Here is a 15,959-nt window from a genome sequence, read left to right on the forward strand (position 1 = left end):
TTGAAAAAACGCAGCTTAGTCAAACTATCTGTTTTGCTTTTGCTAATTATGATCCTATTAACCGGGTGCATGTACCCGGAAGAAAGAAGGGCGGAAAACCAATTGCCGCCTATGCAGCAAGTGCAGCTTGTGCAAGATGCCATTGATCAATTCCGGGAGGAAACCGGTGTCCTTCCCATTGCAACCAAGGAAGCTGACACGCCGATATTTGAGAAATATGTGATTCAGTTTAACCAGCTTGTTCCCAAATACCTGACGTATACGCCTGGAGCAGCTTTTGAGCAAGGCGGTTCCTATTTATTTGTTCTGACGGACGTCGAAGTCCAACCTACTGTTCGCCTGCTGGATCTGAAGATGGTGGAGAATATTGCGGATATCCAGATGCGAGTGACGCGCTACTTTGATAAGAATAAAAGCTTGCCTGTGGCTGGGGTAGTACAGCCTGGCTATTTTCAAATTGACTTGAGGAAAATTGGCGTAGCGAAAGGGAAAGACGCGATAGAAAGTCCTATAACAGGCAACAGCCTGCCCGTGATTATGTCTGCGGCAGGGGTGGTGGGGATAGATTACGGTGAAGATTTGAAGCAAATTTTAAGCGGCATCCAGGGAGAGATACCGGCAGATAAGGATATTCGATCCCTCATTCCGGAAAATTCACTATATGTCCCGGTAAAGTCATTTCCTTATGTATTGATTGATGGTATCCCTACTTTGGCCAGTAACCAGTAATTTTATAAAAATAAAGTCATAGACTCGTAGTCCATGCCATAGGATGATTTATAGAGGCAGAGGGGTGCGATCGGTGATCCAGAAGAGCAATTGCCTTGTCAATTGCTCTTTTTGTTTAAAGATTTGATCATAATTCCATCACATCCTCATATATTGATAGTGTCCTAATCTATCCAAGAGTCATTGTACAAAACACTGATTTTTGAAAGGGAGGTAAATAGGTGGAACGAGTAGATATTTTCAAAGACATTGCAGAACGGACGGGTGGAGACATCTACATAGGCGTCGTTGGTCCTGTCCGTACCGGAAAGTCTACTTTTATCAAGCGGTTTATGGAACTCGTGGTATTGCCAAACATCAAGAGCGAAACAGATCGGGCCCGAGCAAAAGATGAACTGCCACAAAGTGCATCTGGACGCACAATTATGACCACAGAGCCAAAATTCGTTCCTAATCAGGCTGTGGAAATACTTGTGGCAGATGGGTTGGAAGTGAATGTGCGCCTTGTAGACTGCGTGGGGTATGCCGTCAATGGAGCCAAAGGCTACGAGGATGAAAATGGTCCCCGCATGATTAATACACCTTGGTATGACGAGCCGATTCCCTTTGAGGAAGCAGCTGAAATCGGGACACGCAAGGTCGTTCAGGATCACTCCACTTTAGGTGTGGTGATTACGACAGACGGATCAATTGCGGAAATCCCCCGAGAAGGATATGTAGAAGCAGAAGAGAGGGTCATTGCGGAATTAAAAGAGGTAGGGAAGCCGTTCATCGTTGTCGTGAACTCGCTTCATCCAGACCGCAAGGAAGCGCAAGAATTGCGTAACCAGCTGATTGAAAAGCATGATGTGCCGGTTCTGGTCATGAGTGTAGATGACATGGTGGAAGCCGATGCCATGGCCACCCTGAGAGAGGTGCTGTTTGAATTCCCGGTACATGAAGTAAACGTAAATTTACCGAGCTGGGTGATGGTGCTTCACGATGATCACTGGCTTCGCCAAAATTATGAAGAGAGTGTGCGGGAGACGGTTAAGGAAATTCGTCGTCTCCGTGATGTAGATCGAGTTGTCGGTCATTTTAGTGAGTATGAGTTCATAGAGAAAGCATCTTTATCCGACATGAATATGGGGCAGGGAATCGCCGAAATCGACTTGTATGCGCCCGATTACCTCTACGATCAGATTCTAGTGGAAGTCGTTGGTGTAGAGATTCGCGGGAAGGATCATCTGCTTCAGCTGATGCAGGAGTTCTCTCACGCTAAACGAGAGTACGACCGGGTAGCGGTTGCCTTAAATATGGTGCGCCAGACGGGCTACGGAATTGCACCGCCATCCATTGCAGAAATGACGCTGGATGAGCCAGAGATCATTCGCCAGGGAAGCCGGTTCGGGGTGCGCTTGAAAGCAACGGCTCCATCGATTCATATGATTCGAGTCGATGTGGAATCGGAATTCTCCCCTATTATCGGGACGGAGAAGCAAAGCGAAGAGCTGGTCCGCTACCTCATGCAGGACTTTGAGGAAGATCCGCTTAGCATCTGGAATTCTGATATATTCGGGCGCTCCCTTAACTCTATAGTGAACGAGGGGATCTCGGCAAAGCTTGGCATGATGCCGGAAAATGCCCGCTATAAGCTCCAAGAGACTCTTCAGCGAATCATTAATGAGGGCTCAGGTGGTTTGATTGCTATTATACTATAGATAAATATTGGTTATCTAAGGCTTCCGTCAATCGATGGAGGTCTTTTGCTTTTTAGTCTAGTCAAAAATTTGGTGGAATATCCATATTTGATGAGAAAAATCCTTGAATTTAACGGTTTTCTATATTAATATAAAGCATGTTAACTGTTAGAATAGCTTGTTTAAAAGCCGCTGCAGTTGCTTTAAAAGAAGTAAATTCCCTTTTTTTGAGGAATTTCCAGCGAATAGGTATAATTTAAGTGCAATTGGTTAAAGAAAGTACCATAAGGCCAACTCATTGGGAGGAGGTGAAACAATGAATAAGACAGAACTTATTTCTTATGTAGCTGAAACAGCTGAATTAACTAAGAAGGATGCTACAAAAGCAGTTGATGCCGTGTTCGATGCTATAGAAAACGCTCTTAAAAATGGAGATAAGGTTCAACTTATTGGTTTTGGTAACTTTGAGGTTCGCGAGAGAGCAGCACGCAAAGGCCGCAACCCGCAAACCGGCGAAGAAATCGAAATCGCAGCTAGCAAAATCCCAGCTTTTAAGCCGGGAAAGAGCCTTAAGGATTCCGTTGCCGGCGAATAGAACTAAAGACTTACATAAGTGGATGAAATCTGCACCTTTATGGTGTGGATTTTTTTGTTTGAAAGGTGAATGGGTTTGAAATCGGTGGATATTCGAGACTGTCGATTAACTATAGGTTGAATTTTCAGGGGTTTGGATGATAACGGGAGTTTTTCCGACTAAACCTCAAAATCATGATATTTTTTAGTGTTTTAGAGAGATAACCGGATTTTCTCCGCTAATTTTCGCCAAAAAGTCCCCGTTTTAAAAATTAACCGGACTTTCACCTGTTATCTGAAACCCGCCTTCTACTGGGAAAAACATTTCACTCCTTTGTCTATAAAAAAAGCCCCAAAAACAAGTTTTGGGGCTTTTTTGGCTAGTGGCAACACTAGGTTGCTTTTGAAAATATGTAATCCTTATCTGCTGCACGATAGGAATAGACCAGAGAAACGGCCATGAGCAGTATGGCTCCTCCGAACAGGAATGGATAATTCATATTGTAATGATAGAGCAATGTACCTGTAATGGGTCCTAAAATTCGCCCTAAGCTATCCATGGAAGAAATCAGACCGGAAGCGACACCGTGTCCAACCGTAGACTTTTGCGTAACGAGCGAAGTTACACAAGGCCGGATTAAGGCATTGCCAATGCCGAAGACGGTAACAAAAAGCGCTGCAGTCCAAAAGTCCATCGAAAGGAGAATAAGGAGAAAGCCGATGCCGGAGACCACGAGTCCGATGAGAATGGCTGTACTTTCTTTTCCTTTTTTTATTTTCTTGCGTACCACGTACCCTTGTATAATGGCCCCAGCAATCCCGCTAATCGCAAACATCAATCCCATTTCCAAGGAGGAAGCACCGATCTTGCTCATTTGAAAATACTGGAGGGTGCTTTCTAAACCGGCTAAGGTAAAGGAAACGAGGAAAGACAAGATGTAAAGATGCTTGAGTGGGCCGGCAAAAGCTTTCCAGCGGGATTCTCGTTTTGCAGGGCGCGATGTTTTGTCTGGGTGATGGGATTCCTTCAGCACGATCCAAGCAAATCCAAGAGTCCCTAGAGAAAGCAAGGAAGCGGCAAAAAAAGGAATCGCCATACCGAAAACACTCAATAGTCCGCCAAAGGCCGGTCCGAATATGAAACCAAGACCAATGGACATTCCGGCTAAACCCATGCCTTTGGTCCGGTTATCTTCTGTCGTGATATCGGCGATATAGGCTATGCAGCAAGCTGTGGCTGCTCCGGAAAAGGCTCCTCCCAAAAGACGGGAAGCATACATCATCCATAGATTCTGTTCAGAGATGCCGAATAGAAAAAAGCTGACGCTGAAGCCCAATACACCGATCATAATGATGGGGCGACGCCCGAATGAATCGGAGAGACCGCCCCAAACTGGTGATAAGAAGAATGACATAGCTGAATAGAGAGAAAGCATCAACCCCAGATGATAAGGTGCAGCTTGAGCGTCCTCCACCATATTGGGAAGAACAGGGATAATCATTCCAAATCCGATAAAGATGGTCACTAGAATCACCATGACGGTGAATATTCGCTTATCCATGTATGGCCCCCTTTTTATTTTCAGATTCAGTCTCTACGGCAGGACTGTAAGGCAAGGATTGGAAGCAGAGGTAACAGATTACTCCAAACAAGCCAGCAATAATAGAGTTGTGAATGAGTGACGGAACGAGTGCAAGGCGGGACAATACCACGTAACCACCGCTTAGAACTTGCAGTATGGTAAACGTCAATACTAGAATCGTACCATAATATAAATCTCTTCGATGACGATAATGCTTTGCGATCACAGAGGTTAGCCAAATGACAAGAAGAAGGAAAATAAAGGCAGCCACTCTGTGGATGAATTGAATAGCAACAGGCCCCCAACCGGTTAGATCCGGAAGCCAGGATCCGTTGCAGGTAGGCCATGTAGTACAGCCTAGTCCCGTTTTCGTGTGGCGTACATAGGCTCCTAAATAAACAACTCCGTAGCAGTATACCGCAAGCCACCAGATGGAGTTCCTTAAGCGAGAAGAGATCGGAGCAAGCTTACGGGGCTTTAGCAGGTTCCCTTCAAACACTAGAATGGTTAAGAGAAGAACGCTGGCAAAGGCTGTAAGTGAAAAGCCGAAGTGCAGCGCCAGAACAGCGGATGATTGTCCCCAGACAACTGCAGCTGCGCCAAGCAAAGCTTGCAGAAAAGTAAAGAAAAAACCCCCAAAGGCAAAGGCTTTGACTCCACGCTTATGTCCTAGCTTCCTCCAAGCCCATACGGATTGTAACGTTACTAAGATGCCAAGGACACCTGAAACGGCGCGATGGCTGTATTCAATCAAAGACTCAAGGTTGTCCAATGGCGCGAACTGACCATGGCATAACGGCCAAGTTTCACCACAGCCTTGCCCGGAGCCGGTTTTCGTAACGAGGGAACCCATGATCAGCACAATGAACATGCCCACGGTGGTCAGCACAGACACCCATTTCAATCCTTTATTCATCTAACTTACCTTCTTTCTGGCAAAGACGCCGGATTACGGTCAATAGACCGGGTCATATATGAGGTTAACACTTTATAGAAGAGAAAAATGCCATCTTTCATTTTAGCAGTTGCATCCCTCATTGTTAATAAGTTTTTCTATCCAATATTGTATTTTAGAGAACACATATCTTTTTTGCAATTTTTATGAGCAGGTGCTATTATGAGATTGAGTTTTGGGGCGAAAATTGGTTCGCCATTTGACATGTCTGGTACAATGAGATTTGGTACATATGTCAAGAGGGGGATCAATAGGAGGGAAGAATAAGTGAACGTTGATCATGAAAAGATACAACAAGCAGTAAGGATGATTCTTGAGGCGGTTGGAGAGAATCCTGACCGCGAAGGATTGCAAGATACACCAGCAAGAGTAGCCAGAATGTATGAAGAGATCTTTCAAGGCTTACATATTGATCCAAAAGAATACTTCTCGGTGATCTTTAGTGAACCGCATGAAGAGATTGTATTGGTTAAAGATATTCCGTTTTATTCAACTTGCGAGCATCACCTGGTGCCTTTCTTTGGTGTCGCTCATGTAGCCTACATCCCTCAAGGGGGAAGAGTAGTGGGGCTAAGCAAACTAGCCCGGGCAGTTGAGGCTGTCGCTAAACGGCCGCAATTGCAGGAGCGGATTACTTCTCTGGTGGCGAACTCTATTATGGAGACGATAGAGCCACAAGGCGTTGTGGTTGTAGTAGAAGCGGAGCATATGTGCATGACGATGCGCGGAGTGAAGAAGCCAGGATCAAAGACAGTCACCTCCGCCGTGAGAGGTTGTTTCGAAGAGGATGCAGCCGCTCGGGCCGAAGTCTTCAGTCTCATAAAGGGATAGTAAGGATGAGGAAAAGAAAATGTTTAGGAGGAGTTCCTTGTGAGTGAGACGAACGATTATTTTATCATTAAAGCTAAGGAAAATGGGGTAAACGTAATCGGGTTAACAAGAGGCGAAACGACTCGCTTCCATCATTCGGAAAAGCTGGATAAGGGCGAAGTGATGATAGCCCAATTCACGGACCACACCTCAGCGGTAAAGATTCGCGGAAAAGCGATTATCCACACTAAGTTTGGGACAATTGATACAAGTGAGGACTAAAAACCACCACCCCGAGCAGGCGACTTGCCTGTTTTTCTTTTCCTGTTTTAAGCCATGCCGACGGGCTTGACTTTCTTTCGGTGGCATACATTGCTATCTCCTCTCGTACAATGGTACAGAGAGGGGGTGGCTTTGCCATGCCATTAGCACGCAATATATTCTTTGCCGTAGTCCTTTCTACGACAATTGCTTTCTTACTTTCTGTTCTTCCTGATAGCCAAAAGGAACAGCAAGCAGGGTTTGCCCCGGTATTCAAAAGAGTGAGCCCAATGGTTCTGCAAGAAGAAAATTTGGTGGATGTATTGGCCATGTTTGATACTGGCCTGCCGATATCGCATGTGAAATGGGAAAATGGCAATCTGTTTATTGATTATAAAGCGGCAATGGAGAAGCCCATCTATGTTGAGGATATATATAAGGACCTTTTCTCTGCTGTCAGATCAGCTTATCTGTACACGAGTAATGTAGAAGGACTGTATGTGCGGGTTCTTTACCATGAAAAGGGAAGGGATGAAGTGCTTCTGGCGGTTTCGGCCGATAAAAGCGATACCCTGCTCAACGCTCTAGAATCGGTTACAGACAAAAAGGCATTTTTGCAAGAATATACGAACTTATCGTATGGTGTACTTTGGAAGGCCAACATTCAAAAATGATTCTTAAAATTTAATGTCATTAAAGATATAATAACGTTAGTGTCAATACGTTTAGCTGTATGTTATACTGTATCCATTGTCATTTTGGGGGAAAAGTTATGATACTAACGACAAGTTTATTCCGTGAAGAACTGAAGGCTATAGTAGAAGAAGTGAATAAACATATAAAGTGTGACTATGTTCAGCGCTACGTGGAAATCCCCTCCATCCCCTTGTTGCGGATGCAGGTCCTTTTTTTGTTTCTGCACGATTCCGATGTACCGCACGAGCAAATCAGGCATTATATCGTTTCTACTGTTCTTATCCAGATGGGGCTGGATTGTCATGAAGAAGTGACGTTGCTCCCGCAGTATAGTGAAAAAGGGATCCGCAACAGGCAGCTTTCCGTTTTGGCGGGTGACTTTTTCAGCAGCAAATATTACTTTTTACTAGCAAAGCTCGGGGATGTTGCATTAATCAAAGAACTGGCTAGGTCAATTTACCAGATTAATGAAGTCAAGACGAAGCTTTATACGCAACCTCAGTTGTCTATTGAGGATAGCCTGAAATTGAGGAATGAGATAGATTCAGCTTTATATACAAGCTTCATCCCTCGGTTTTCTGCCGATTTAGATTCGATCTGGCGAGGGCTGATTGAAAAGTTCAGCCTTCTAGAAAGACTAAGGAACGGTTGGTATGAGCTGCGTTGGGGACAAGCCCAAAAAGAAAAACAGGAAGAAGAAACACTTTCGCTTATTCAAACAAAAATTGAGCAGACGGCGAAGGAAATTAAAAACACCCTAGCATACGTTCAGAAGGAAGAAGTAAAACAGGGCGTTGGAGAGCTTCTAGAGGCTTATTTCCCGCAGGGACGTGTCGCAATACAATAGGGTGTTCATTTGAGGAATGGAGAGAAGGGGTCAAAAGCAACATGAACAAACTCAAAATTATCTTAGAAATGATTAAATTTGAGCATACTATTTTTGCTTTGCCATTTGCATACATGGGAGCCATTTTGGGAAGCATGGTGGTCAATGGCACATGGCCAAGCCTATCTCAAGTTTTTTGGATAACTGTGGCTATGGTAGGGGCCCGAAGTGCTGCTATGGCTTTAAACCGGGTGATTGATCGGGTCATTGATGCCAAGAATCCCCGTACGGCAACTCGGGCTATTCCGGTTGGCTTGCTTTCGGCGAAGGAAGTCTATGTCTTCATTATTGGTTCTTTTGCGCTGTTATTTTTTGCTGCCTTTCAGTTGAATATGTTAGCTGTAAAATTGCTGCCGCTTGCTGTTTTTGTTCTCGTCTTGTATTCCTACACGAAGCGGTTTACATGGGCTTGCCATTTGGTTCTCGGTGTTGCTATCGGTCTGGCACCATTAGGCGGATGGGTGGCGACGACAGGTCAGGTTGATCTCCTTGGGATCCTGCTTTTCGCTACGGTGGCCTTATGGACAGCCGGTTTTGACGTCATCTATGCTTGCCAAGACATTGATTTCGATAAGCGGAATGGGCTGTTTTCTATTCCAAGTCGATTTGGTGTAGCCAAGGCACTAAATATGGCAAGAGGGTTCCACATGGTTACCCTCATCGGATTTATAACGTTATATATCTTAACGGATCTCAGTCTCTGGTTTGCCATAGGACTGATCGTTGCAGCCGTTATTCTTTTCTATGAGCATCGATTGGTATCCCCTCACGACTTGTCAAAACTTAACACAGCATTTTTTACGATGAATGGCATATTAAGCGTGGTGGTTTTTGCCTTTACAATCTTGGACTTGGTGATGAAATGAGAAAAATATTTGTAGTTGGAATTACTGGAGCAAGCGGGGCTATCTATGGTGTTCGTTTGACCCAGGAGCTGCTAAAACAGGATCATAAGGTTCACCTTGTGATTACGGAGGCTGGGTGGCAAGTATTTCAGGAGGAACTGGGCTGGAATACCGAAGACCGTGATCTCGTGCTGGCTGCCCACTTCATGCAGGAGGGAGCCGGAGAGCTTCACTACCACCAGCTTCGTGACTTTACCGCTCCAATCGCTTCAGGTTCCTATCAATGTGACGCCATGATCATCGTGCCTTGTTCTATGGGAACCGTAAGCGGGATCGCGCATGGGGCATCCGGGAACCTGCTCGAACGGACGGCCGATGTGATGCTGAAGGAAGGCAGAAGACTGGTTTTGGTACCGCGCGAGACCCCGTTTAATACGATTCACCTGGAAAACCTGTTGAAGCTTTCCCAGCATGGTGCACGAATTGTTCCAGCTATGCCTGGATTTTATCAAAAGCCGGAAACCATGGAGGATTTGGTTCATTTTGTAGTGGGTAAGGCTTTAGACAGCCTTCAAGTTCCGCACTCCCTTTTCCGGAGATGGGGGGAATGAGCATGAGTCGAATAAAGATAGGGAAAATCGCTTATTCAAACGTACTGCCCGTATTTTATTTTTTTCGTGACACCATGTTTGAAGGACGAGCGACCTTCACTGAAAAAGTCCCGGCGGTGCTAAACCGCCAATTGGCAGCTGGGGAGATTGATCTGGGACCCGTGTCCTCCTTTGCGTATGCGGAAAATGAAGCGGAATACCAGGTGTTGGCGGATCTTTCCGTAAGTGCGCTTGGCCCGGTGGGGTCGATTTTTTTATTTACCAAGGAGCCTATAGAACAACTAAAAGAACCTAGAATAGCTTTAACCAACACGTCGGCAACCTCAGTAAACTTACTGAAAGTAATTTTGGAGAAATTTCAGGGATGCATGCCGCATTACCAAACCATGATGCCTGACTTAGCCAGTATGATGGATAGTCACGATGCAGCTTTATTAATCGGAGATGATGCTCTCTTGGCCAAGTGGAGCAATCCAGGATATTATGTTTACGATTTGGGGGAAATGTGGTATAAACATACAGGGATGTGGATGACCTTTGCCTTATGGACGGTAAGAAAAGACACAGTAGTTTCTGACCCTGGATTGCTCGGCGAAATTCATCGGGAGTTTCTTAGATCAAAGAAACAAGGGTTGGAGCAATTGGATCATATCATTAATCATGCCCAAAGCGTATTCAGAGGGACCAGCGAGTTTTGGCGAGAGTATTTTTCGGGGCTATGTTATGATTTCCAATCAGAACAGAAGAGAGGGCTGGAATATTATTTTCACTGCGCTTCCGAATTGGGTTTGTTGTCAAGACCTGTTGAAGTGAATACATGGGGTGCCAGTGCGAAAATAACTTAGGGTGAACGTATGAAATTAGCTGACATTTTCTTTCAGATGAAAAGTGATATGCAGTATATAGAAAAAGAGCTGGCAAAGTCGATCTCAACGAAAGATGCCATTCTCTACAAGACGTCCAGTCATTTGCTCAAGGCAGGAGGAAAGCGAATTCGTCCTGTTTTTGTGTTGCTGGGAGGCAAATTCGGCCACTATGACCGGGAACAGTTAAAGCATGTTGCTGTTGCTTTGGAATTGATCCATATGGCTACCTTAGTGCATGATGACGTGATCGATGACGCGGAGACGCGGAGAGGGCAGCAAACCGTTAAGTCAAAATGGGACAATCGGCTAGCGATGTATACGGGCGACTATATTCTTGCAGAGGCTTTGCTCACGATAACTTCGTTGCCGATTCCGAGAGTTCACCAGGTCCTTTCTCGTTCTATCATGTTAATGACTCAAGGGGAAATTGAACAGATCCGTGATTTTCACCGATGGGATCAAAGCTTGCGCAACTACCTTCGAAGAATTAGAAGGAAGACGGCTTTGCTTATCGCGATAAGCTGCCAGCTAGGGGCGATTGTTTCTGGGGCGCCGGAAAAATACATACGTTCCCTATATAACTTTGGCTATAACGTCGGGATGGCCTTTCAGGTTACGGACGACATATTGGATTTTACCGGAGATGAAAAAACGCTTGGAAAGCCTGCTGGAAGTGACCTCCGCCAGGGCAATATTACCCTTCCTGCTTTATATTGCTTTCAAGACCCGAAGACTGCCCCCCTGCTTAAAGGGATGATGGAAACGCTGGTAGACCAGGAAGGGAACCGAACCTTGCATATTCCAGACAACCGGGTTGGTGATGTCATCCAAGTCATTCGGGACAGTGAAGGAATTGCTTATGCCCAGTCTTTAGCTGACCGTTACATTGCCCGGTCGTTGCAATGGCTTGAACAGCTGCCAGAAGGCAAGCCAAGAAGCTCTTTGCAGGAAATAGCTCAATTTATTGGCAGGAGACAGTTTTAGCATTTGCAATTCAAGGGCAACATTTGGTAAAATCACATTCGTGAACGTAGGCATTAAGAATACATAAGAGGGAAAAGAGGAATCGTTATGGCATTGGAAAGAACTTTTATTATGGTAAAACCTGATGGAGTACAACGCAACCTTATCGGAGAAATCACAACTCGCTTTGAGAAAAAAGGATTTAAGCTTGTTGGGGCTAAGTTTATGGGAGTAGGACAAGCATTGGCTGAGGAGCATTACGGTGAACACAAAGAACGTCCTTTCTTCGGCGAATTGGTAGGCTTCATCACTTCCAGCCCAGTTTTTGCAATGGTTTGGGAAGGAGATAACGTAATCGCCACTGCACGCAACATGATGGGGAAAACTAATCCGGCTGATGCAGCTCCTGGAACGATCCGCGGAGATTTTGGAGTAAGCGTAGGCATGAATATCATCCATGGATCCGATTCCGCAGAAAGTGCACAACGCGAAATTAACCTATGGTTTAAAGAAGAAGAGTTGACTTCTTATGAAAAAACTGTAAATAAGTGGATCTAGCGTCTAAACCGTAGAGGATAAGCCTCTACGGTTTTTTGTTTTTGGGGAGGAATTTTGGGTCTCGTCACGAATAGATAAAGAAGATGACGTAAGGACTAATACGAGCGGGTGGGGTCACATCAGATGGAAGATCGCGATTTTTTGCAATTTATTGCTAATGTCAAACGAAAGACAGGGATTGACTTAGCATTGTATAAAGAAGCTCAGATGAAGAGACGCCTGACATCCTTGCTCCAGAAGAGGGGCTTTGCCGATTTTGCTTCCTATTTCGAGGGGATGAGCCGGGATAAGGATCTGTTTTATGAATTTCTGGATCGAATGACGATCAACGTCTCAGAGTTCTTTCGAAATGCCGGGCGATGGGAGGTCCTTAACCAGAAGATCCTTCCTCGGCTTCTGAAGGAAAAACCAAAATTAAAGTGCTGGAGTGCGGCATGTTCGACAGGAGAAGAACCGTATACCTTGTCTTTAATTCTATCGCAATTCATGCCGCTAAGAGATATCAATATCATGGCCTCAGATATCGATGAGGGAGCCATTTCCAAAGCGAAGATGGGGATCTACAATGAGCGATCTCTTCAGGAATGCCCGAAGGATTTGCTGGCAAAATATTTTGCCAAAGACGGACTCCATTACCGGATAAGTGAAGATATTAAACGCACCATTAGGTTTAAAAAGCATAATCTTTTAGCTGAATCCTTTGATTCGGAGCACGATCTCATTATTTGCCGTAATGTCATGATTTATTTTACAGAAGAAGCGAAGCACGAGCTGTATAAAAAATTTAGCCAAGCTTTACGTCCTGGCGGCGTTTTGTTTGTTGGCAGTACGGAGCAGATTTTCCAGCCGCAACAGTATCGCTTAGAAACCGAGGATACCTTTTTTTATCGTAAAGTCTAGTGAAGGAGTTTGAAGTACATGTTTAACTTATTGTTTGTTCTGTTAGGCACGTATATCTTTTATAAGCGGGGATTAGGCTATATGCTGGAGTCGCGAATTATGGGACGTGACAAGGCGGAGCGAATGAGTTACTTTCTGTTTATGTTGGCGGGAATCATTTTTGGGGAATTCATTGGTTTGTCGGCGGCCATACATTATGCACCTGATCTTCTCCTAGTTCAGGCGTTGATGGGTACAGCATGCTCGATTGTGTGCGGGGAGACATTTTATTATTATAACAAGAGAGTCGTAAGAAAAATTCCAACGGTACAAGAACGAAAAAATTATTAATAATGCTATCTTCTGTCTGCATAGATTTCCAGTTATTGCCTCAAAATAACAGGAGTATGCTGGTTTTAGGGAGGCGATAGCATGGACAAAAGCAAGGTAATAGATGCCTATTTCCAAGGGCTCTTAAGCCTAGATGAATGTGCGCAGATCCTGGGATTGGACAAGAACCGATTGATGGAAATGGCAGAGTACTTTGTTGAATGTCCTTCCCTTTCTATGGGGTAACTTCATAGCAATTTTGTATTCGAGCGGTCCCTATGGGGACTTTTAGTATTCCCAAAAATGAAAAGCTTATTCTATGAAATTGCTTTTTACAGGATGGGAAAGTTTAAGTCAAATTGCTTCAAGTAAATTTTTTTTACACTACCAATTTTGACAAGGCTATAATATAATAGCACATAAAAATATGACACTTAAAAGTGCTAAAGGGTGGAGGGGTTCAGATGAGATATTTAACAGCTGGAGAATCACATGGTCCTCAACTGACGGCGATCATTGAAGGCGTACCGAGCAACGTTCCGATATCTGCAGAGAAAATCAATGAGCAGTTGCAGCGTCGCCAAAAAGGACATGGCCGAGGCCGCAGGATGCAAATTGAAAAGGATCAAGTTCGAATCGTGGCAGGGGTGCGCCACGGCTTTACTACGGGAGCACCGATCTGCTTGGTTGTAGAAAACAAAGACTGGACCCATTGGGAGCATATAATGGGACCCGATCCAATCGAAGGAGACGAAGAGGTCAAAAGACAAGTCACCAAACCAAGGCCAGGACATGCTGACCTCAATGGGGCCCTTAAATATAACCAAAAGGATATGCGCAACATACTGGAGCGCTCAAGTGCTAGAGAGACAGCCGTTCGGGTAGCTGTAGGAGCTGTAGCTCGCCAATTATTAGAACAGTTCGACATTAAGATTGGCGGTCATGTCAAGCGTATCGGTTCTGTTGAAGCAAAGGAAGTTGAGGTTTCACTAGATGAATTAATCCGCATTACTGAAGAATCCCCTGTTCGTTGCCTCGATGAGGAAGCAGCTCAAAAGATGATGGATCTCATCGATCAAGCGAAGCAGGATGGGGACTCCCTTGGCGGAATCGTTGAAGTCATCGTAGACGGTGTTCCTATTGGGCTAGGCAGCCATGTACAATGGGATCGCAAGCTGGATGGAAAGCTTGCCCAAGCTATCATGAGCATTCAGGCATTTAAAGGGGTAGAAATCGGTATCGGCTTTGAGGCAGCAACTAGCCCAGGCTCCCAGGTTCATGATGAAATCATTTGGAATAAGGAGCAAGGCTTTACGCGCAGCACCAATAATGCAGGTGGACTAGAAGGCGGAATGACAACAGGGATGCCAATTGTGGTAAGAGGCGTTATGAAGCCTATACCAACCTTGTATAAACCGTTAATGAGCGTAGATTTGGCAACGAAAGAGCCGTTCACTGCGACCATTGAGAGATCTGACAGCTGTGCGGTTCCAGCGGCATCTGTAGTGGCAGAAGCGGTTGTGGCCATTGAGATAGCCAAAGCGATGTGCGATACCTTCCATAGCGACAACCTAGAGCAAATGAAGGAAAGTGTAGCGCAATTCAAGCAGTATTTGGAGAAGATTTAGTGATGAAGAGGTTAACCGTTGATTTAGGTGAGAGGAGTTATCCGATCGTAATTGGAAGGGATATCCTGCAATACCTTCCAAAGGAACTTGCTGATCGGGGGATTACGCCAAAAAATAAGCTATTCATCGTAACGGATCATCAAGTGGCTCCTTTATATTTGGAGAAAATACAAACCTTACTGACAGTTGCCGGTTATCAGCATGGTTCCCATGTGATTCAGGCTGGGGAACAGGCCAAGACACTGCAAGTGCTTGAAGAGGTAACGGGCAGTGCGCTGGAAGCTGGACTTGACCGAAAGTCGGTGTTCATCGCTCTTGGCGGGGGAGTGGTTGGGGATTTGACGGGATTTTGTGCCGCTACCTATATGCGCGGTGTACCCTTTGTCCAAATTCCGACTACCTTATTGGCTCATGACAGCAGTGTAGGGGGGAAGGTTGCGGTCAATCACCCTCTTGGAAAGAATATTATCGGTGCTTTTCATCAGCCAAGCCTAGTTCTCTATGATACGGACACGTTAAAGACCCTGCCGGCCAGGGAAGTTTCTGCCGGTTTTGCTGAAGTCATAAAGCATGGGCTGATATGGAGTGAATCGTTCACGGATTGGCTGGAGAGTCATGCAAGTGAGCTGCTGGCCCTTCAATCCCCTTATATTGATGAAGCTATTTATCAAGGCTGTCTGATTAAGACCCAGGTTGTTTCAGAAGATGAGACCGAACAAGGGAAGCGTGCAATCCTGAATTTAGGGCATACCTTTGGTCATGCCATGGAGTCCCTCTCCCATTATGGAGGAATGATCCATGGAGAGGCGGTATCCATCGGAATGGTGGCTGCTGCCCTGCTTGCTGAGCGCATCGGTTTGTGCGACCCATCCTTGGGCGTATCGCGACGTACCATTGAGCTGCTTAAAAAGTATCAGCTGCCGGTTCGGATGCCTGAGCATTTTCAGCCGGATCAATTGCTTGAGGCCATGAGGCTTGATAAGAAGGGCAGTGGAGGAAAGCTTGTTTTTGTTCTGCCTAGCCGAATTGGACAGGTTGAAATTGTTCGTGAAGTCAATGAGGAGGATGTAGTTGAGATCTTGCAACTCGTAAAAGAGATAGAGTAGC

At 45.2% G+C, this 15,959-nt stretch carries 19 protein-coding genes; 17 read left to right on the top strand and 2 right to left on the bottom strand.

The features are described 5' to 3' along the window. The 3 genes from ABLT31_RS12995 (at window position 1) to ABLT31_RS13005 (ending at window position 3,003) form a co-directional block, all read left to right on the top strand. Window positions 1-729, top strand: coding sequence for a hypothetical protein (locus ABLT31_RS12995; RefSeq protein ID WP_367752131.1), 729 nt, complete (start codon window positions 1-3; stop codon window positions 727-729). Window positions 730-950: 221 nt separating this feature from the next. Then, window positions 951-2,429, top strand: a complete 1,479-nt coding sequence (spoIVA, locus tag ABLT31_RS13000; RefSeq protein WP_367752133.1) for a stage IV sporulation protein A — start codon at window positions 951-953, stop codon at window positions 2,427-2,429. Between the two features lie 295 nt (window positions 2,430-2,724). Next, window positions 2,725-3,003 (top strand): HU family DNA-binding protein, encoded by a 279-nt coding sequence (locus ABLT31_RS13005; RefSeq protein WP_367752135.1) that lies wholly within the window; start codon window positions 2,725-2,727, stop codon window positions 3,001-3,003. Between the two features lie 370 nt (window positions 3,004-3,373). On the opposite strand, the gene ABLT31_RS13010 is transcribed toward ABLT31_RS13005, so the two are convergent. Then, the gene (locus ABLT31_RS13010) at window positions 3,374-4,543 is read right to left on the bottom strand and encodes an MFS transporter (protein WP_367752137.1); all 1,170 of its coding nucleotides are present in this window, start codon (window positions 4,541-4,543) and stop codon (window positions 3,374-3,376) included. Next, window positions 4,536-5,480, bottom strand: coding sequence for a COX15/CtaA family protein (locus ABLT31_RS13015; protein ID WP_367752139.1), 945 nt, complete (start codon window positions 5,478-5,480; stop codon window positions 4,536-4,538). The genes ABLT31_RS13010 and ABLT31_RS13015 overlap by 8 nt, the downstream gene beginning before the upstream one ends. A gap of 306 nt (window positions 5,481-5,786) precedes the next feature. Between ABLT31_RS13015 and folE the strand changes: the two genes are divergently transcribed. From folE to aroB, 14 genes are all read left to right on the top strand, one after another. Next, a complete protein-coding gene (gene folE, locus ABLT31_RS13020) occupies window positions 5,787-6,350 on the top strand; it encodes a GTP cyclohydrolase I FolE (protein ID WP_367752141.1) in 564 nt (187 codons plus the stop codon). 39 nt (window positions 6,351-6,389) lie between these two features. Next, a complete protein-coding gene (gene mtrB / locus ABLT31_RS13025) occupies window positions 6,390-6,611 on the top strand; it encodes a trp RNA-binding attenuation protein MtrB (RefSeq protein ID WP_367752142.1) in 222 nt (73 codons plus the stop codon). Window positions 6,612-6,748: 137 nt separating this feature from the next. Continuing rightward, entirely contained in the window at window positions 6,749-7,264 is a 516-nt protein-coding gene (locus ABLT31_RS13030) for a hypothetical protein (protein WP_367752144.1), read from the top strand. A 98-nt stretch (window positions 7,265-7,362) separates the two neighbouring features. Continuing rightward, a complete protein-coding gene (locus ABLT31_RS13035) occupies window positions 7,363-8,133 on the top strand; it encodes a heptaprenyl diphosphate synthase component 1 (protein WP_367752146.1) in 771 nt (256 codons plus the stop codon). Between the two features lie 41 nt (window positions 8,134-8,174). Next, entirely contained in the window at window positions 8,175-9,038 is an 864-nt protein-coding gene (locus ABLT31_RS13040; RefSeq protein WP_367752148.1) for a UbiA-like polyprenyltransferase, read from the top strand. After that, window positions 9,035-9,628 carry a UbiX family flavin prenyltransferase gene (locus ABLT31_RS13045; RefSeq protein WP_367752150.1) on the top strand — a complete coding sequence of 198 codons (594 nt, stop codon included), beginning with the start codon at window positions 9,035-9,037 and terminating at the stop codon, window positions 9,626-9,628. The genes ABLT31_RS13040 and ABLT31_RS13045 overlap by 4 nt, the downstream gene beginning before the upstream one ends. A gap of 2 nt (window positions 9,629-9,630) precedes the next feature. Next, the gene (locus ABLT31_RS13050; RefSeq protein WP_367752152.1) at window positions 9,631-10,473 is read left to right on the top strand and encodes a menaquinone biosynthesis protein; all 843 of its coding nucleotides are present in this window, start codon (window positions 9,631-9,633) and stop codon (window positions 10,471-10,473) included. A 9-nt stretch (window positions 10,474-10,482) separates the two neighbouring features. Further along, the gene (locus ABLT31_RS13055; protein WP_367752154.1) at window positions 10,483-11,478 is read left to right on the top strand and encodes a polyprenyl synthetase family protein; all 996 of its coding nucleotides are present in this window, start codon (window positions 10,483-10,485) and stop codon (window positions 11,476-11,478) included. 93 nt (window positions 11,479-11,571) lie between these two features. Continuing rightward, window positions 11,572-12,015: a nucleoside-diphosphate kinase gene (gene ndk, locus ABLT31_RS13060; protein ID WP_367752375.1), complete on the top strand. Its 444-nt coding sequence runs from the start codon at window positions 11,572-11,574 to the stop codon at window positions 12,013-12,015. Window positions 12,016-12,138: 123 nt separating this feature from the next. Next, on the top strand, window positions 12,139-12,915 hold the full coding sequence (locus tag ABLT31_RS13065; protein WP_367752156.1) for a CheR family methyltransferase: 777 nt from the start codon (window positions 12,139-12,141) through the stop codon (window positions 12,913-12,915). Between the two features lie 18 nt (window positions 12,916-12,933). Then, window positions 12,934-13,245 carry a hypothetical protein gene (locus ABLT31_RS13070; protein WP_367752158.1) on the top strand — a complete coding sequence of 104 codons (312 nt, stop codon included), beginning with the start codon at window positions 12,934-12,936 and terminating at the stop codon, window positions 13,243-13,245. Window positions 13,246-13,326: 81 nt separating this feature from the next. After that, a complete protein-coding gene (locus ABLT31_RS13075; RefSeq protein WP_367752160.1) occupies window positions 13,327-13,470 on the top strand; it encodes a hypothetical protein in 144 nt (47 codons plus the stop codon). Window positions 13,471-13,688: 218 nt separating this feature from the next. Continuing rightward, complete coding sequence (aroC, locus tag ABLT31_RS13080; RefSeq protein ID WP_367752162.1) at window positions 13,689-14,852, top strand: chorismate synthase; 1,164 nt, start codon at window positions 13,689-13,691, stop codon at window positions 14,850-14,852. Window positions 14,853-14,854: 2 nt separating this feature from the next. Beyond that, on the top strand, window positions 14,855-15,958 hold the full coding sequence (gene aroB, locus ABLT31_RS13085; protein ID WP_367752377.1) for a 3-dehydroquinate synthase: 1,104 nt from the start codon (window positions 14,855-14,857) through the stop codon (window positions 15,956-15,958). Window position 15,959: the final 1 nt, after the last annotated feature.

It is taken from the genome of Ammoniphilus soli, assembly GCF_040813775.1.